Raw genomic sequence first — 17,870 nt, 5'->3', positions numbered from 1 at the left:
GTTCAAAATTGGGCTTGCCGAACGTCAGGTGGCGTGCGACATGATGGATTCTTCCGTTGCGCCAGCGCCAGGCAGCTCGGCGGCAATGCGCCCTTGCTTCATGACGTAGATGCGATCACTCAGGCCGAGAATTTCCGGCAACTCGGACGACACCATCAGCACCGCGGCTTTCTGGCGATCGGCGAGTTCGGCGATCAGTTGATACATCTCGCGCTTGGCGCCGACATCGACACCGCGCGTCGGTTCGTCGACGAGCAGCACGGTGCAATTAGCATTCAGATAGCGCGCAAGCGCACACTTTTGCTGATTGCCGCCGCTCAGATTGCGAATGCGCGCGTGAGGGGATGGCGTACGCACGTTCAGGCGCTCGATATAGCTCGAAACCGTGCGCTCTTCCTTTTTCAGGCGCAGCAGTCCGGACTGCGTGAAGGGGGAAAGCTTGGAGATCGTCACGTTGAATGCGACGGACTGGTCGAGAAACAGTCCATCCGTCTTGCGGTCCTCAGTAATCAGACCCATGCCGCGTGTAATCGCGCGCCTTGGCGAACGCCGGCGAAAGGGTTTGCCGTGCAGGTGAACCTCGCCCGCGTCGACCGGGTCCGCGCCTAGCAGCGCACGCAACAGTTCCGTGCGTCCGGCACCTGCAAGACCGCAGATGCCGACAATTTCCCCTTGTCGCACGTGCAAACTGACATCGCGCAAAGCTGAACCGCGCGTCAGCGCTTTCGCTTCGAGCGCGATCTCGCCGAACGCGCGATTGCGTGTCGGATAGATGTCTGTAATTTCCCGTCCGACCATCATGCGTACGAGGTCCGCCTGCGTGACCTCAGACGTGGCGCGCGACCCGACGAGCCCACCGTCGCGCAGCACGGTGATGTCCTGTGAAATCCGGAACACCTCGTTCAGGCGGTGCGAGATGTAGACGAACGACACGCCCTCTCCGCGCAGCCTGTCGACGACGTTGAAAAGCTTTTCAAGTTCGGCGTCTCCCAGCACGGCCGACGGTTCGTCCAGGACGAGGATCGACGCCTTCCGGGCGAGCGCGCGCGCAATCTCCACCATCTGACGTTGCGCTACGGAGAGCGAGTTCACTCGTGCCTGAGGCTCAAGTTCAAACCCAAGCATGCGAGTGATCTGTTCCGTATCACGGGCCGCCTTGCGCCAGTCAATCGTGCCGGAGCGGGCTCGTGGAAGGCATCCGAGAAAAACGTTCTCAGCCACGCTCAGATGCGGCGCGAGACTCAGTTCCTGATAGATGACCGCGACGCCGCGGTCGATCATTGACTGAGGCGTGGGATTGGCTACTGTTTCGCCGCCGACAACCACCTCCCCTTCATCGGCGACGTATGCGCCCGAGAGGATCTTCATCAGCGTGGATTTCCCTGCCCCGTTCTCGCCCACCAAAGCGAGCACGTGGCCACGCCGAACCTTGAGCGACACCCCTTTCAGGGCATGCACACCCGGAAAGCGCTTCTGAATGTTGCGCATTTCGAGCGCCAGATCGGAAGCGTCCGTGGCCGACGTGCTTTGATCGACGCCGTCAGGGCTAACTCGCTCTTCGTCGCCGGGAAAATCATCCATGTTTGTCTCCTGCTGAGAGCTCCGCGGGCCGGAAACGCCTTTCTGACGCCGGGGGCTGCCATCTCACGAATTATGAAATCGTTGTCATAGACGCTTACGAAATACCCGTGCATATGCGCACCGTCTATGCTCGCGCTACTCTGACAACGATTGCATAGTAGTCGCGGATAATGGGTCAGTCAAGGTGGAAGCACCCTGCGTTATGGCAGTGTTAACCCGGGGACCGTACATCAGCTGCAAGCCGCAGACCGACAAATTTTCACCCCAGTCGAAAGATAATTTTCACTTTGAAAAATCGACTCAAACCATGGTGGGCGGGGTTTCCAGCGGGATCGCGATGGTTACAAGCTACTGAACAGACTCTCGCTGCCGGGTTGCCCTCAGGTGGAGTCTCTATGCCCGTCCGAGCGGCTGCTATCGTTGTCATCTACGTGAGTTTCGAGCAAATCTTTGTGCTATCCTGCCAAGGCATGGTCTTGCTCGCGCGCGAGTCGGTACCGCCCTCCGATCACATTTTTCTGCAAGACGACATGGCCACGACTGCTCGCCGGACCCCGAAAACGATTGCATCGCCAAGCGGCTCGGTCAGTTTGCATGACGTCGCGAAAGCGGTGGGATGCTCACCCTCGACTGTCTCGCGTGCGTTACGCACGCCTGAAATCGTGCGCGACGAAGTCGCACAGCGGATATTCGCGGAGGTGCGGCGGCTAGGCTATACGCCCAACAACGCGGCTCGCGCGCTACGTTCGCGGCGAACGCGCATGATCGGCGCCGTGCTGCCCACGCTGGAACACGCCATCTACGCGCGCCTTGCAAACTCCCTTGAAAACGAACTCGCACGAGACGGCTATTCACTCATCGTGACGACGTCAGCCTTCGACGCGCGCAAGGAATCCAAGCAAACGCAGATGATGATCGAGCGCGGCGCTGAGGGCGTGGTGCTTGTGGGTGATGCGCACAAGAAGGAGCTATACGAGTTTCTGCAACTCCGAAACGTGCCGTACATCAACACTTACGTGTATTCCGCCGGATCGGGGCACCCCTGCGTGGGCTTTGACAATCGGAGAACGGCGACCCAGATCGCCGACTATCTGCTGAGCCTGGGTCACACAGAAATTGCGATGATCACCGGCATCAGCACGGACAATGACCGGGTTCGCCAGCGAATCGAAGGCGTCACCCAGGCGCTAACCGCGCACGGCTTGTCATTGTCTGCCGGGCGCATCGTCGAAGCGCCATATACGATTGCCGCAGGTCGCAACGGCATGCGGCGCCTGCTGGGGCAATCCGTGCATCCGACGGCTGTTATCTGCACGAGCGATATTCTCGCGTTCGGCTGCATGTCGGAGTGCGCAGCGGCTGGCATCTCTGTACCACGCGATATCTCAATCATCGGCTTCGACGATCTCGAGTTCGCGCCGCATCTTCAACCACCGCTCACCACCATGCAGGTACCCGCGTTGGAGATGGGCGCGCAAGCAGGTCGCTATCTGATCGACGTACTCGAAGGCAAGTCTCCCCTCGACAGCGTTGAGCTCGAGGCACGACTCATCATCCGCGGCACAACGGCGCAGCCGCCCAAGTCGTCGGCTCGGACTGCAGCACGGGACGTGACCGCTTAAGCGATTCAGCGGCTGGGAATTAGCATCGGGGTGCCTCGACTCCGATCGCCGCCCCATGTCATCGCGTAATTTGCCGCAAAGCTCAGCCGCCTCCGCCCGCACTGAAGAATACGACGCCTGATTAAGGGATTGGAGCTTCGGCTGGATGCGGCAAGCTGCCCTTCGCGGTCGTCTTGATGCCTGAAAGGCCTCGTCGCGACCAGGATCTCTCGCCTCTCACCCGTCCAAGGCATCGCTGATAGTCCGTCAGCCGTGCGCAGCAAGAGCAGCGCACGGCGTGGATTTTCGTCAGACTCGCACTGAGCAATTGAAACCCACCACTCATCGGGGAGCCGTCCGGAGGAAGACGGAAAGCTCGAGCGGCGGCCAACTGGCTCTTTTTTTATCGACCTCACAGTCAGTTGGTCAGCGTTGTGGCGGCCAGCGTTCGCGCGGCATCCTGCCTGCTGCGCGGAACACTCAGCGCCAGAGCCGCCGCAATCACAAGCGCCGCGGCCATGAACAGATACGATGTCGCCGGATCTCCGGTCAAACCGCTCAGGTACCCGACCGCAAAGGAACCGAGAAACGAACCGAGTGCGCCGATACTATTGATCAGTGCAAGCGCACCACCCACCACCGTGCGCGGCAGGACTTCGGGGGCGATAGAGAAAAACGGCGGGAACGTCACATACATCGCGACCCCTGCTACGGTAAGCAAGCCGAAGGACATCCAGAAATGGGAAGCTCCAAACGCGTAGAGCAGGAGGAACGCAATGCCCGCGATCGCCAGCGGCACCGCGACAAACATTCTGCGGTTCTGCAAGCGGTCCGACATCCACGAGCACGGCAACATGCAAAGCACCGCACCCAGGTACGGTACTGCCGACAACCAGCCGATATTGACCATGCTTAGGGTGGTGCCATGCCGGAGGATCGACGGCAGCCACAGCAGGAAACCGTAGAACCCAAGGCTTTGAAAGAACAGCGTGCCCGCAAGCTTCCAGACCGTTGCCGTGCGAAATGCTTCGCGATAGTTGCGCACCGGCGCGAGCCCCTTCTGCTCCTGCGAAAGCGTACTCTCGATAAGTGCTTTCTCATCGGTTGTGAGCCATTTGACGTGAGATGGTTTGTCACGCGCCACGGCAACCCATACGAGCGCCCACAGCACGGCAGGCAACCCTTGAGCGATGAACATCACGCGCCAGCCCCACGCCTGCGTCATATAGCCAGATACCACCGACATCCAAAGCACGGTCGCGGGATTGCCAAGCAGGAAGACGGTGTTGGCACGCGAACGCTCGCGTCGGGAAAACCAGTTTGTGACGAAAACCAGCATGCAAGGCATAACCGCCGCCTCGGCAATTCCCAGCGCAAATCGAACCAGCATCAGCGCCGGTATGCTCGTTACGACGCCTGAGAGCGCAGCGAGCGCACCCCATGCAAGCAGGCAAACGAAAACGAGCTTGCGCACGCTGCGGCGCTCTGCGTAGATGCCGCCCGGCACCTGGAAGAAGAAGTACCCCAGAAAGAACAGCGAGCCGATGAGCGACGACGTCGACCGACTGATACCCAGGTCATGCTCAATGCCTGACGCAGCAGCAAAGCCGTAGTTCGCACGGTCGAGGTACGCAAGGCTGTAGGTGATGAATGCCACTGGCAGGATGAACCACCACCTTTTCGCGGGCAGGGTTGCGTCGGTCATCTGCTGTCTCCTTCGGATTCTGATTGAGTGCAACGGTACACACGCCGGCGTGCTCGGTACAGCCGGGCATGTGCGGACAAAAACGACGGTCGTCGGGATAAAACATGACAACGATTGCAGAGAAAGATACATGCGTGACAAATCGACTGTCAACGAAATCCGCTGATCGTTTACCCCGAAAACACCCGTAAAAACGCCTTCTATGCTGGACTTGCCGCCAGTCTCAGGTCTGTGAGGCGCTCGGAAAGGTACTTGTCATCCGTCAATTTATGATGCAGAGTGACAACGTTGGCACTTCAATGCCTACCGAAATTGGGGGCGTCCATGCCCCGAACGACACTCGATCAGGAGAGACAATGGGTGACTGGCTCAAAGACGCAATCAGTGCGACCGTGGACAAGGTTTCAGCACAGGCGCGACGCGGCGGGGATTTCCCTCACATCACCGAACATGGCAAATGGGTCTTCACGTCCGATGGCGTGTGGACGGGCGGATTCTGGGTCGGCCTGCTTTGGCTCGGCTATGAACTACGCAAAACCGACGAGCTGCGCGAAGCGGCGACGCGCCTGACCGAGCGCCTGTTGCCGCGCGCGGCTGACAAGGTCAACCACGATCTCGGGTTCATGTTTTATCCCAGCGCGGTAAAGGGCTGGCGCATCACGGGCAACAAGCGCTATTTGCATGCCGCTGTCGAAGCGGCGCACAGCCTCGCCTCGCAATTCAATCCTGCCGGCGGCTTCATTCCGGGTTGGGGCTTTTTCGGCAGCGAAGATTGGTCAGGTTCTGTGCTGATCGACACGCTGATGAATCTGCCCCTCCTGGTCTGGGCGACGAACAACGGTGCAGACGCGCAGTTGCTCGACGTGGTGCATCGCCATGCACGCACAGCGCTCGCAAATCATCAGCGCCCAGACGGGTCGGTTTATCACGTCTTTCGGTTTGACCCTGCGAACGGCAACCCCATTTCCGGCGACACCTATCAGGGTCTGGCTGCGGCGAGCGCATGGTCACGCGGACAAGGCTGGGCGCTCGCAGGCTTCTCGATGCTTGCGGACATGACCGGCTCGCCCGACTACCTCGCCGCAGCGCAGCGCGTCGCCGGGTATGTACGCAATCATCTGCCCGAAGACGGCGTGCCGCCGTGGGACTATGCCGCCGAGCGCGGGGCCGTGAAAGATTCGTCGGCCGGAGCGATCACGGCTTACGGTTTGATCCGCCTGTGGGAACTGACTGGCGACGCAGAGCATCTCGTACTTGCGACACGCATGCTGGAGGCTCTCTATCGCACCTGCATGGGTGACTCCGATATTGCGCCGGTTCTCGTGCACGCCACGGCCGACCTGCCGCATGGTCTGGGCATCGACGAATCGACGATCTACGGCGATTACTATTTTCTCAAGGCCCTCGTCGCCTTGCAGGAAGTTGAGTCGAGACAATACGGAACCACACTTTCTCGCGTCGAGCAGGCCTAAGCTGACACGACAAAAAGGGTGACGCGCGTCGCCCTCTAACCGAAGGAGCAACACAAATGGAAACCGTCCGGCTGGAACGCCACGGGTGGGTCGCACTGCTGACGCTGAACCGCCCGGAGCGCATGAACGCGTTAAGCAAGCCGTTACTCGAAAGCCTCGACTCCACGTTTCTCGAACTTGCAAGCGACTCAGAAATACGCGTGGTTGTCCTCACGGGTGCCGGCGATCGCGCATTTTCCGCGGGTGCCGATATCACCGAACAACGCGGGTTCTCCGCTGACGATGCGTATGCCCACATGCGGTGGGGCCAGGCGATCTTCGATCGCATCGAGACATTCCCGAAGCCGACAATCGCCGCAATCAACGGCGTAGCGTTCGGTGGTGGGCTTGAACTCGCCCTCGCCTGTGACCTGCGCCTGATCGCATCGAGCGCGCGCGTCGGGCTTCCTGAGATCACGCTCGCGAGCTTTCCCGGATGGGGTGGCACGCAACGGCTGCCCGCGCTGATCGGTGCGTCCCGTGCCATGCGGATCATGTTGACGGGCGAGCCGGTTTCGGCAGTCGATGCGCTGGCGGTGGGTCTCGTCAATGAGGTCGTCGAATCGGAAGAACTTCTGGACCGCACGACGCAACTTGCAGAGTCGATCGCGCATCACGCACCCGAAGCGCTCGCATGCCTGAAATCCGTCGTTCACGTCGGACTGCATCAAGGCAGGGAGGCGGGACTGGAGGCTGAAGCACGCGGCGTTGGGAAACTATGGGGGTCCCCCGCTCAGAAAGCCGCCCAGGAAGCCTTCTTCGCACGAAAGAATAAGCGCTGAGCAGGCGAGACAGGGAACGGCGGGCTGCCCCCACGGGCGGCCGCGCCTGTTCACGCATATGAGGCTGTGCAGTTGCCACCGTCATTAGTCGCGCCGATATGTGGTCGGCACCGAGCCTTTATCTCGCACCGAGATCCTTCAACGCCGCGCTGGCAAAGTCAGATGCGGCGCCGCCACACTTCCCTCGCGATGGCATTTTGTTTATATCCGCGAAGCGGCAGGAGTGCGCGCGACGACCTGGTTCTGGATCGTCGATCACAAAAATGGCCCGGACAGAAACCGGGCCAAAATTCCCACCTCTCAACCTTCGCATCAAAAAAAGACAGCGCTCTGGTTTCGAGCACCCCCCGATAACATCGAAAAAATTTGCCCGGCAAAGCCGGGCAAATGCCCGCAACATGGATGGGAGCTCTGTGGAGACTTTCGAGAGATTGGTTATGCGCAGCCTCAGCGAAGAGCGAGCCCTGCCTGTCACACGAAACCTGCTGCAATATGCCCTCGACCTTCAGAACCAGTGCTGGATTCCTGCATAGACGCCCTTCTGACTTTGCCCCGGAAGAGGTTGTCCGCCGTGCTCGTGTTGGTCGACTCAGGCCAAACCTCGGGTCGTCGGTTGCTCCGTCACCGCACCTGAAGACCACCGACAGCCCCCGCCTTGGCAAGTGCGTCAATGCGGGCTTCGTCGTACCCGAGTTCTCGCAGGATATCGACAGTGTCGTGGCCGATATCGAGGGCGACATGACGCACCGCAGGAACTTCGCCGTCATACCGGAGCGGATGGTTCACGATCGTCGCCTTTTCCCCGCGAATGTCGAGCGTCTCGAAAACACGGTTGTGGATCGCCTGCGGCTCGTTTGCAAGATCCGTGTAGTTATGTACCGGTGCCCACCAAAGCTCGGCTTTATCCAAGCGCGTAGCGATATCGTCGAGCGAATATCTGTGGGTAGCATTGGCCGTCGCACGCGCATAGGCATTGCGCTCCTTGAACAGGTCGACGCCAGCCATTTCACGCAGGCCGGAATCGTCGAGTGCTTCGGCGAGTTTCGCCGGATCGTTCAACGACACGGCGACCTGGTGGCCATCCTTGGTGGGGTAGATACCGTACGGCGCCTGATGAAACCACGTCGACAGATGCGGATCCCGTTCAAACAGATCGGTATTGTTGGGGCCGCTCAGATAGTTCGTGATCGCCTCGCCCTGCAGGTCGATCGCCGCGTTGAACAGATTACCCTCAACGCGCGTGCCTTTGCCTGTTTTCAGGCGTCGCACGTAGGCAGCAAGCACACCCATCGCGAGCAATGCGCCCCCGTGTTGGTCACAGATCGCCGCGCCCACGGCAGTGCCGCCATTGCCCGACGCCGCAACAAGGCCGCTTCTTGCTTGCACAAGAAGGTCCTGCCCCGGCCTGTCTTTCATCGGGCCTGATGCCCCCCAGCCACTCGCCGATGCGTAGATGATTTCCGGCTTGCGGGCCTTGATCGATTCGTAACCCAGGCCAAGGCGATCCAGCACACCCGGCCTGAAGTTCTCGACGACCGCGTCAGCCTCGTCAATCAGCTGAAGCGCGATTTCGACGCCTTCTGGCTTCTTGAGGTCGAGCGCGATAACCCGCTTGTTGCGGTTCGCACACAGAAAAAAGCCGCTAACGCCCCCGACAAAGACCTCCGCGCCGGACCAGTGACGCTCATAGGCACCGCTCGGAGATTCGATTTTCACGACGTCCGCGCCCATGTCCGCAAGATATTGCGTGGATGCCGGCCCCTGCAGGTAGTGGCAGAAACTGACGATGCGCATCCCTTCCAGCATGATTCCTCCATTTCGCTCATTGGCGAGCTCAGTTGCCTTGCCCATGCAGCCCAGAAGGCGGGAAGGTCAAGACGTTAATGACAACGATTGCATAAATGGTAGAAGTCACAGGCCAACGATGTCAAGGACACGCCCCATCCATTCCTCCTCAGGATTACCCTGGTCAATCCCGGGAATAACGCCCAGCAGGCCGCCGCTTCAAGCCCAACAGGCGACAGGAGGACGAGAGATGGCTGGCTGTCGCCCTTCGCGCGCTGGCAGCTTCGACTTGACAGCCAATGATTCACAAACTATCGTTTCTGCAATCGTTGTCATAGCTGCTACGCAACCGGCGCGGCGTCATGCCGACGAACACCAGACCTTCAATGGAGACAGCATGCGCGACCGCGCACTTCACGTCACGGCGACAGCAGAACGACAACGTCGCGCGTCACCCCACACCCACGACCTGCGCCATCCCTGATCACCCGTACAGAGAAGCATCATGGAATTCGACTACATCATTTCAGGCGCAGGCTCGGCAGGCTGCGTGCTGGCGAATCGCCTTTCCGAGGACCCCGATGTCAACGTGCTGTTGCTCGAAGCTGGCAGCCGTGACCTCAATCCGATGATTCATATCCCGGGCGGTCTGGGGAAACTGTTCGGACCAAAAGTGAACTGGCGATTTCATACGATTCCCCAGAAACATCTGGACAATCGCCGGATCTGGTATCCCCAGGGAAAAACGCTCGGGGGGTCGAGTTCAATCAACGCCATGATCTACATCCGCGGGCAGCGGGAGGATTACGATAACTGGGCCTCGCTCGGCAACGATGGCTGGGCCTACGACGATGTGCTCCCCTACTTTCGCAAGTCTGAAGACAACGAGCGGCTCGTCAATGACTATCATGGGTCCGGCGGACCGCTCTGGGTATCTGATCAGGTCTCGCCTCACCGCTTGAGCAAAGCATATGTGCGCGCCGCTCAAAGCTGGGGGCTGCCGTACAACCCCGATTTCAACGGCGAGACCATGTTCGGCACAGGCATGTATCAGGTGACATGCCGCGACGGCCGACGACGTTCGTCAGCGGTTTCTTATCTGAGGCCAGTCGCCGGTCGTCGCAACTTGCAGTGCATGACGGCCTCGCGGGTACTGCGTGTCGTGATTGAACACGGACGAGCCATTGGCGTCGAAGTCGCGGAAGGCAACGAGCGCAAGGTGATCCGTGCCCGCCGCGAAGTGATTGTGTCTAGCGGGGCGATCAATACGCCAAGACTGCTCATGCTCTCCGGCATTGGCGCAGCGGACGAACTGTCTGCGCTCGGCATCCAGCCTGTCCATGATCTGCCTGGCGTTGGGAAGAATCTGCAGGACCATCTCTGCACCAACGTCCATTTCCGTCTCAAGGACCCGATCAGTTACGACCGGCAGGACCGCTATCCAAAGGCGATTCTTCACGGACTGCAATGGTTGCTGTACCGTAACGGACCGGCGGCGTCGGTGATCGTCGAGGGTGCGGGCTTCTTCAAGAGTCCAGGGGCAACGCGCCCTGACCTGCAGGTTCATATTGCTCCCGCGCTGGTTGTCCGTGGGGGTCAAACGCGGCTGGACGGATATGGATTCACGATCAATTCGACGTTCCTTAGGCCGCGGAGCGTAGGCTCAGTAACACTCGCCTCATCCGATCCCCGCGCAGAGCCGTTGATCGATCCGAACTACCATTCCGACCCGAAAGACCGCGAAATGTCGCTGGTGTCGGTTAGAACCATCCGCGAAGTGGCCTCACAACCAGCCATAGCGCGCTACGTACAGGAGGAGCGACTCCCCGGCGCGACCGCGCAAACGGATGAAGCCATCATGGCGTATGTTCGACAATATGCGTGCTGCGACTATCATCCCGTAGGTACATGCAAGATGGGGAACGACTCACAATCGGTCGTCGATTCGCAGCTACGTGTACGCGGGCTGGACGGACTCCGTGTGGTCGACGCCTCGATCATGCCTGTGCTGATCAGCGGCAATACCAATGCACCAACGATGATGATCGCCGAAAAAGCTGCCGACATGATCAAGGGTAAGGAGGCCGGGTCGAGCATGCGCAAAGCGGCAGATCATGGAAGCCATGCGACTGCTTGAGTTCCGGTCTCGCGATCGAGACACCGTCGGCTGATGTATCGAACACGCGACTGCGCAGATCACAAATGGCGCCTCGTGATTTCCCGTGCGCGAGCTTCGGGCTTCACGCGAAATAATCGGTGTGAACGTGGGGCGCGCCGACGGCCCTCATGCCCTTACGCACGCTGCGCACGCTGCGCACGCTGCGCACGCTGCGCACGCTGCGCACGCTGCGCACGCTGCGCACGGAGCGATTGTCGCTCCGCGTCCGTCATCTGCCTCGCTCCGACATCGAATACATCGAGTGTCGATGGCTTGGTCATTCGTGGAATGCCCTGCTCAAGTTGACGACGATCTATGACTGAGCTCTCCATGTCGCCAATGATGAGCAACACCTTGGGAGCCAGACCCCGTCTGCCGCGCGGCGTTTGACTTGCGATGTCGACCGCCCGGAACCAGCCGAAGTCTGCATTACGTGGTCGGCTCCAGTCGCTCGTTGATGTCGCTCGATCCCTGTAGTTCCGATAGGCGGGTATCTGAGCGAACCCGGCACCGTCATTCCAACGTCATGGCAAGGAGATCGGCCAACGACCGAATGTGGCCGACAGTACGCGTTCGGTATCCAGCCTCGTACGCGTACGGTCGGATACCCTCGTTCGGGCCAGTGGCCGCTTTGCGGCCTCATAGCCCACTGAGTGCAACCGGCTAGAAGGAAGGGGCCTTCGTCCGAAGCGTCGGCAGGAAATTCAGACGGCAGTCTCAGTCGGCGGATTTAACCCGGCGATGCGCTAAAGTGATGGACGACCATCCCACGCGTCGGACGGCACTTGCCTGGCCTTCCCGCTGCGTTGACGTGTTCTGCCGTATGCCATGAAGGGATGACGATTCACCGGAGCGATTCATGCGATTTGTCTTGCGGCTCTTCGGCTTCGCGCTAACCGTGCCGTCTCTTTGCGGTTACGCCCAAACGCCGCAACAGTTGCCGGCGCTGAATATCGACATTACGCAGACGTCCGTCTCGGGTCTCTCATCGGGCGGCTATATGGCGGTTCAACTGGCTGTCGCGTACTCGTCGATTGTTAAGGGTGCGGGTGTCGTCGCGGCGGGACCGTACTTCTGTTCGCAAGGCAAGCTGTTGACGGCGATGACGCAGTGCTCGTGCAATCCACCGCTGCCGTGCGGCGTGTCCGCAACCAGCACCGCGGTGCCGTCGCTCGTCTTGGCTACCCGCCAGGCGTTTGCCAGAAAGTTAATCGACGATCCGGCCAAACTTGCTGGACAACTCGTCATCACGATTTCCGGACAGAAAGATACGACCGTGCCGCAAGCGGTGGTTCAGCAACTCGCCGACTACTACCGCACGCTGGGGTTGCCCCCGGCCGGTCTGTCGGAGGTATCGCTTGATAATGCAGGCCACACCATGCCGACCCTGAACTACGGCGTGGCGTGCGGCGACTCGGTATCGCCTTTCATCGGCAAGTGCCAGTTCGATGGGGCAAAGGCGATCCTTGGATGGATCTACGGTCCAGCGCCGCTCAAGCCGCGCACGGGTTCGGCGCCGACCGGCCATTTCGTGCAGTTCGACCAGACCGCGTTCCTTCCGAAGAGCGGGCGGTGGAGCGTGCCGGGCGCGGCGGGTCTTGACAGCACGGGCTGGGTCTATATTCCCGAAGACTGCAAGGCGGGCGCGCGCTGTCGTCTGCACGTCGCCCTGCACGGCTGCGAGCAGGGGCAGGACTATGTGCCGGTCGATTCATCCGGTAGCAAGCTGTATTACGGCACGACCTTCGTCAAACACGCGGGCTACGAGCGATGGGCCGACAACAATCAGATCGTCGTGCTTTATCCGCAGGCGGTCGTCATCCCGGTGACCAATCCGCTTGGATGCTGGGACTGGTGGGGCTATACCGATTCGCACTTCGCCGATCGGAAGGGCGTGCAGATGCAGGCGATCCGCGCGATGATCGACAGGCTGAGTTCGGGGGCAAATCAGTGATTCATCGCTTCCGCAAGACTGGCCACAGGACCCCGAATCAAAGGGACAAAAAAAGAGCGCGCTGTCACGTTGAAGCGTTCGCGACGCATCCCGGAAACTAACGATCGGGCTATGTGTACATTTCGGCCTTTCCGGCCATTGGGCTGATCACCGGCCAAATGTCGCATTGGGTTGCTCTGCGGTCGTTGGACGACCTGTTACTTCAAATGACAGCTTTGTGCGCTCCGCCAGAGGACGGCACCCGGCTTTGAGCTGTCTTTCGGCGAAGTGGAAAGCTGTCATTCAACGCTTAGGTCGAGGGGCGTCCTTGCGGTGGAGGCACATCCTCTTGAGCCAATTGCTGGACGGCTGGAATCGGGGCGGCAGGAACGAGCCCGTAGTCGGACATGACTGCCAACAACATCTGGCGGTCAGGCGGACCGCCGGCATTCAAAACTGCCTGTACATCCAGAAAGTATTGCGCACCAAGGTCAGGGGTAAGGACGATCAGTGCCTTGGCAGTGGTTTGATGAGGGTTACTGAATGCATGGACGGAGCCCTTGGGTGTATGCATCCACTGACCCGGCGCCAGATCTCTGACAACACCGTCAACGGAATAGCGGATGAGCCCCTCCAGAGCGTATATGCATTCTTCATTGTGGGTGTGGCTATGTGGTGGTGGTACGTTTGCTCCCGGGGCGATCGTCAACTCGAAGATCCCCATGCCCTTTTTGGCGGATCCGTCTATGAGATAGCGCACTGTCAGGCCACCAATTGTGATTGGCTCGAGAGTGGATGCGTGTGTTGTCATCGCGAATACTCCGAACGGGAAAGGTGCCGTCAGCGGAGGCGCCGGGGCAACAAATAGGAGATGCCTGGCAACCGGGCTCGGCGCAGACGGCTGGCTCGATAGTGCAAACATACTGTCTGCAGCCGAGCGCATAGGAATGTGCGGCCGCCCACGGAAAAGGCCGATTGAATGCGCAATGGCCGTTTGTGGCGGACTCCAGTCCAATACAATCGCAAGTGCCCGGCCCGGAGCAGTCATCGGGCGGTGTTCCATGAGGAAATCCCCCTTTGTTGCATCAGGCTCGGCGCCGCGTCAGTCCACCGTTTATACGCCTGCGAGAACGAAGACAGGTCGCTGAACCCCGGTTCCTGAGCAATCTCCTCGAGCGACATGCGTCGCCAGCCATTCGGTTTGTGAGTCTCATCCGAAGGAAGCTGCTGCGCTGATCGAGCAGGCGGCTCAGCAACGGGGACGATGGCGGTTCGCCTGGGCCCGTCTCCCACGAGACAGCGTGGGATAGGCGCCCCGGAACGACCCATTGACCGCTACCGCTGTCGAAAGCGCCCTCTCGCGTGGCAATTGCCGGCTAAAGCACGAACTGAGCAACCGGGAAAGACTTGGATTGAAGTCGTCCTCACACGAGGTGGCCTTTGCGTTTCGGGGACGAAGTAAACGCTAGAATCGCTGTTTGCCAGACGTAGTAGTGCAAATCTGGAACCAATAGAAATCTGAGCAGTAGTCAGTGGTGAGGAAAAGGTATGCAGAAAGGTAGGCTTCTTACAATTGCTTTCACTGTCGCTGCGGCGTCCTTCGCTGGGTGCGCGAGCATAGCCGAAAAAAACGCCGACCAGTGCGAGCAAATGATGCAAAGCAAAGCAGAACCCGCGCTCGTGTCGGTGAGCAAATCCGACCCGTCGCCTGACGGCCGCTCGGTGCTGGTAACTGGCGTGGTCGAAGATCAGCGCTTAAATACTGTCGTACCTGCAAAAGCGGAATGTCAGTTTAACGGTAAGTCGCTTGCAGCCTTTCATTGGCTAGCTCCTGCCACGCTGGCAGATTCAGGGGTCGCGCGTGCGAACACTGGGAACACGGAGCATTAGACAAACCGAAGGTGCGAGCATGACCTCGGCGTAAAAGAGAGCATGCAAAACCTTGGGGGAGATCGATTGCTTTACTATCCCTGAGTCTATAGCGTGGTTGCGCGTGCTCAGCTCTCTTCCAGGCCGGCGCACGCCTCGTGGCGTCAATGTCCAGACGCTATGACGTATCACCATTGCGATACAGCAGCGGCAAATGAAAACCGCAAACACCGCACGCGTCGGAATTTCGGACGCAGGTGATGGAACTGGTCAATGCAGGGCGCACACCGCAGGAGCTCGCGTGCAAGCTCGAGCCGGCTGCACCGCCATCCGGCAGCGACGGCAGGGATGCCGGCACCGGCCGGCGTGAAGCACGTGCTCGTGAAAGCGAAGCCGCTGGGCCCGGTGCCTGATAAGGATACCTGCGTTATCTTCACCGTCTGCCGATTCCACCAGCCAAGTTCGCAGAGCCGCGATCAGGTTACGACGGTCGGTGCGTTCCTGCCGGTGCGGACCGCGATGTCGGCCACCCGACCGGCGATGGCGATCAGGCCGGCGAGCGCCGTCTGCGTGGGGATGTCATGTTTCGAGCTGTCGACCTCGTATCGTTCAAGATAGACGCGCAGCGTCGCGCCTTCGGTGCCGGTGCCAGACAGCCGGAAGACAATGCGCGAACCTTCCGCAAAGACGAGCCTCACGCCCTGCTTCTGCGACACCGAGCCGTCCACCGGGTCCGTGTACGAGAAATCGTCGGCGGTTTCGACGATGAAGTCATCGAGTCGCTGGCCAGGCAGCAATGGCAGCTGCGCGCGCAAGTGCGTCATTAGCGCGTCCGCAGCCGCGCTGTCGATCGCCTCGTAATCGTGCCGCGAGTAGTAGTTGCGGCCGAAGCGCGCCCAGTGCTCGCGCACGATCGCCTCGACGGGTTTGCCGGTCGCGGCAAGGATGTTCAGCCAGAACAGCACCGCCCACAGGCCGTCCTTCTCGCGGATGTGGTTCGAGCCCGTGCCGTAGCTTTCCTCGCCGCAGAGCGTGGCCATGCCGGCGTCGAGCAGGTTGCCGAAGAACTTCCAGCCGGTCGGCGTTTCGTAGCATCGAATGCCTAACCCGGCGGCGACGCGGTCCGCGGCCGTCGAGGTCGGCATCGAGCGCGCGATGCCCGCGAGGCCGTCGCGGTAGCCGGGCGCGAGCGTCGCGTTCGCGGCGAGGACCGCGAGACTATCCGATGGCGCGACGCAGAAGTCGCGGCCGACGATCATGTTGCGATCGGCGTCGCCGTCCGAGGCCGCGCCGAAATCCGGCGCCGCCGCGCCGCTCATGCAGCCAATCAGATCGGCGGCGTTCACGGGGTTCGGGTCGGGATGATGGCCGCCGAAGTCCTCGAGCGGCTCCCCGTTGACGACGGTGCCTGCCGGCGCGCCGAGCATGCCTTCGATAATCGCCTTCGCATACGGGCCGCCGATGGCGCTCATGGCGTCGAAGCGCATCGTGAAGCCGCGCGCAAACAGCGCGCGGATCGCCTCGAAGTCGAACAGCCGCTGCATCAGCTCGGCGTAGTCGGCAACCGGATCAACGACCTCGACGGTCATGTTCCCGATCGTATGCGTGCCTGGCGCGTCCAGATCGACGTCGGGCGCATCGCTGATCCGGTACGCCGTAATTGTGCCGGTGCGCGTGTAGATCGCGTCGGTTACCTTTTCTGGCGCGGGGCCGCCGTTGGCGATGTTGTACTTGATCCCGAAGTCACCGTCTGCGCCGCCCGGATTGTGGCTGGCGGACAGCACGATGCCGCCGAACGCGCCGGTCTTGCGGATCACGCAACTGATCGCCGGTGTCGAGAACAGCCCGCCGCGGCCCACGAGCACCGTGCCGAAGCCGTTGGCGGCCGCCATCTTCAGGATCGTCTGCACGGCGGCGCGATTATAGAAACGACCGTCGCCGCCCAGCACGAGAGTTTGTCCGACAGTGCCCTCGAGCGAGTCGAAGATCGACTGCACGAAATTCTCGAGGTAGCCAGGCTGCATGAAAACCGCCACCTTCTTGCGCAGCCCGGACGTGCCGGGCTTTTGCCCGGGAATGGGTTGGGTTGCAATGTTTCGGATTGTCATGTCCCTTCCTTTTGCCGGGGGTTCCAGCGTTGCCTTCCTGTTTTTGCGGGGTATCCCTTTCGTGTCTTCTGTCTTCTGTCTTTTGTCTTCTGCCTTCTGGCTTCTCCCAGATTCAGCCGCGACCTCGACACCAAGCCGCAGGTCTAGCAGGTCCGTAAATTTCGCGAAGTCGAATGAGCGCCGCCAGTCAGGCGACGCGCTGGCAAAGCGTCGCGTGCCGAGTTTGTGTCGAAGTTGGGAGAAGTAGAGGCTCACCCACTCGTCGACGAACCGGTTCCAGTCCGGCAGTGGCGGTATAACGGCGTCGCTATGGACACGGAAACCGTAAGAGACTGTACGCTTTCTGAATGACGTACGCTTTCGGAGAACGGCATAGAACCGACGCACGACGTCAACCAGCCGCCTCCGCGTCAACTGCCGAGTCGTCCAAACGCTGAGCGTGCAACGGTTACTGCGTAAGCGCTCGGCTGCGCGACCGTGTATCCGCGCTGTGCCGTTCTCGTCCATCCGACGAAAGCTTCATACGATGGCTGGTGCGGATTAAAACGCTCCCCGATAACCGACGGCGGTGTTCGGCCGGAGCCGACGCTCACCTACCGACCCTCGTCGGACGGCTGTATGGTGCTAACCGGCCGTTCGCCCGAGCCGGCACCGGTGCGGCGGCTCTCACATCGGTGAATGCGTAATTACCATCCCATTCCAGCCACTCGCCCGTGCTGCGTCCCTACGGCGGCTGTCTGGTGCCGCAGCAGCCATTCGTCGGTGGCAAGGTCTACCAAAGCAGGGTGTCTGCGTCGAACCGCTGAGTCCCCCGCTGTGCCGGTCACGGATTGCACT

At 60.5% G+C, this 17,870-nt stretch carries 12 protein-coding genes; 7 read left to right on the top strand and 5 right to left on the bottom strand.

Annotated elements, in window-relative coordinates:
* Positions 1-24: 24 nt before the first annotated feature.
* Entirely contained in the window at positions 25-1,581 is a 1,557-nt protein-coding gene (locus L0U84_RS38270; RefSeq protein ID WP_233858456.1) for a sugar ABC transporter ATP-binding protein, read from the bottom strand.
* A gap of 395 nt (positions 1,582-1,976) precedes the next feature.
* Between L0U84_RS38270 and L0U84_RS38265 the strand changes: the two genes are divergently transcribed.
* Positions 1,977-3,203 (top strand): LacI family DNA-binding transcriptional regulator, encoded by a 1,227-nt coding sequence (locus L0U84_RS38265; RefSeq protein ID WP_233858454.1) that lies wholly within the window; start codon positions 1,977-1,979, stop codon positions 3,201-3,203.
* A gap of 397 nt (positions 3,204-3,600) precedes the next feature.
* On the opposite strand, the gene L0U84_RS38260 is transcribed toward L0U84_RS38265, so the two are convergent.
* The gene (locus L0U84_RS38260; protein WP_233858452.1) at positions 3,601-4,887 is read right to left on the bottom strand and encodes an MFS transporter; all 1,287 of its coding nucleotides are present in this window, start codon (positions 4,885-4,887) and stop codon (positions 3,601-3,603) included.
* 356 nt (positions 4,888-5,243) lie between these two features.
* Here L0U84_RS38260 and L0U84_RS38255 point away from each other — a divergent pair, with 356 nt between their 5' ends.
* Together L0U84_RS38255 and L0U84_RS38250 are read left to right on the top strand one after the other, a co-directional pair.
* Complete coding sequence (locus L0U84_RS38255) at positions 5,244-6,359, top strand: glycoside hydrolase family 88 protein (protein WP_233858450.1); 1,116 nt, start codon at positions 5,244-5,246, stop codon at positions 6,357-6,359.
* Positions 6,360-6,415: 56 nt separating this feature from the next.
* On the top strand, positions 6,416-7,180 hold the full coding sequence (locus tag L0U84_RS38250) for an enoyl-CoA hydratase/isomerase family protein (protein WP_233858441.1): 765 nt from the start codon (positions 6,416-6,418) through the stop codon (positions 7,178-7,180).
* A gap of 621 nt (positions 7,181-7,801) precedes the next feature.
* Here L0U84_RS38250 and L0U84_RS38245 read toward each other — a convergent pair.
* Complete coding sequence (locus L0U84_RS38245) at positions 7,802-8,986, bottom strand: CaiB/BaiF CoA transferase family protein (RefSeq protein WP_233858439.1); 1,185 nt, start codon at positions 8,984-8,986, stop codon at positions 7,802-7,804.
* Positions 8,987-9,470: 484 nt separating this feature from the next.
* Here L0U84_RS38245 and L0U84_RS38240 point away from each other — a divergent pair, with 484 nt between their 5' ends.
* The 3 genes from L0U84_RS38240 to L0U84_RS38230 all read left to right on the top strand — a co-directional run bounded on the left by L0U84_RS38240 (position 9,471) and on the right by L0U84_RS38230 (position 13,077).
* Positions 9,471-11,102, top strand: a complete 1,632-nt coding sequence (locus tag L0U84_RS38240; RefSeq protein ID WP_233858437.1) for a GMC family oxidoreductase — start codon at positions 9,471-9,473, stop codon at positions 11,100-11,102.
* A 149-nt stretch (positions 11,103-11,251) separates the two neighbouring features.
* A complete protein-coding gene (locus L0U84_RS38235) occupies positions 11,252-11,446 on the top strand; it encodes a hypothetical protein (protein ID WP_233858435.1) in 195 nt (64 codons plus the stop codon).
* A gap of 536 nt (positions 11,447-11,982) precedes the next feature.
* Positions 11,983-13,077, top strand: coding sequence for an extracellular catalytic domain type 2 short-chain-length polyhydroxyalkanoate depolymerase (locus L0U84_RS38230; protein ID WP_233858433.1), 1,095 nt, complete (start codon positions 11,983-11,985; stop codon positions 13,075-13,077).
* A gap of 289 nt (positions 13,078-13,366) precedes the next feature.
* Here the strand turns inward: L0U84_RS38230 and L0U84_RS38225 are convergent, their stop codons facing one another.
* Positions 13,367-13,867: a cupin domain-containing protein gene (locus L0U84_RS38225; RefSeq protein WP_233858431.1), complete on the bottom strand. Its 501-nt coding sequence runs from the start codon at positions 13,865-13,867 to the stop codon at positions 13,367-13,369.
* Between the two features lie 737 nt (positions 13,868-14,604).
* On the opposite strand from L0U84_RS38225, the gene L0U84_RS38220 reads away from it, so the two are divergent.
* Positions 14,605-14,946: a hypothetical protein gene (locus L0U84_RS38220; protein ID WP_233858429.1), complete on the top strand. Its 342-nt coding sequence runs from the start codon at positions 14,605-14,607 to the stop codon at positions 14,944-14,946.
* A gap of 455 nt (positions 14,947-15,401) precedes the next feature.
* Here the strand turns inward: L0U84_RS38220 and L0U84_RS38215 are convergent, their stop codons facing one another.
* The gene (locus L0U84_RS38215) at positions 15,402-17,033 is read right to left on the bottom strand and encodes an alpha-D-glucose phosphate-specific phosphoglucomutase (RefSeq protein WP_233859833.1); all 1,632 of its coding nucleotides are present in this window, start codon (positions 17,031-17,033) and stop codon (positions 15,402-15,404) included.
* Between the last annotated feature and the right edge of the window lie 837 nt (positions 17,034-17,870).

It is taken from the genome of Paraburkholderia sp. HD33-4 (genome assembly GCF_021390635.1).
Lineage (GTDB): Bacteria > Pseudomonadota > Gammaproteobacteria > Burkholderiales > Burkholderiaceae > Paraburkholderia.
Note: the sequence above shows the minus strand (reverse complement) of the source record. Positions and strands in the feature narration are given on the sequence as shown.

Bases quoted from the DNA above. Each gene is read 5' to 3' on its own strand.
- L0U84_RS38270 (WP_233858456.1), bottom strand. From the start codon at position 1,581: ATGGATGATTTTCCCGGCGACGAAGAGCGAGTTAGCCCTGACGGCGTC.
- L0U84_RS38265 (WP_233858454.1), top strand. From the start codon at position 1,977: ATGCCCGTCCGAGCGGCTGCTATCGTTGTCATCTACGTGAGTTTCGAG.
- L0U84_RS38260 (WP_233858452.1), bottom strand. From the start codon at position 4,887: ATGACCGACGCAACCCTGCCCGCGAAAAGGTGGTGGTTCATCCTGCCA.
- L0U84_RS38255 (WP_233858450.1), top strand. From the start codon at position 5,244: ATGGGTGACTGGCTCAAAGACGCAATCAGTGCGACCGTGGACAAGGTT.
- L0U84_RS38250 (WP_233858441.1), top strand. From the start codon at position 6,416: ATGGAAACCGTCCGGCTGGAACGCCACGGGTGGGTCGCACTGCTGACG.
- L0U84_RS38245 (WP_233858439.1), bottom strand. From the start codon at position 8,986: ATGCTGGAAGGGATGCGCATCGTCAGTTTCTGCCACTACCTGCAGGGG.
- L0U84_RS38240 (WP_233858437.1), top strand. From the start codon at position 9,471: ATGGAATTCGACTACATCATTTCAGGCGCAGGCTCGGCAGGCTGCGTG.
- L0U84_RS38235 (WP_233858435.1), top strand. From the start codon at position 11,252: ATGCCCTTACGCACGCTGCGCACGCTGCGCACGCTGCGCACGCTGCGC.
- L0U84_RS38230 (WP_233858433.1), top strand. From the start codon at position 11,983: ATGCGATTTGTCTTGCGGCTCTTCGGCTTCGCGCTAACCGTGCCGTCT.
- L0U84_RS38225 (WP_233858431.1), bottom strand. From the start codon at position 13,867: ATGACAACACACGCATCCACTCTCGAGCCAATCACAATTGGTGGCCTG.
- L0U84_RS38220 (WP_233858429.1), top strand. From the start codon at position 14,605: ATGCAGAAAGGTAGGCTTCTTACAATTGCTTTCACTGTCGCTGCGGCG.
- L0U84_RS38215 (WP_233859833.1), bottom strand. From the start codon at position 17,033: ATGACAATCCGAAACATTGCAACCCAACCCATTCCCGGGCAAAAGCCC.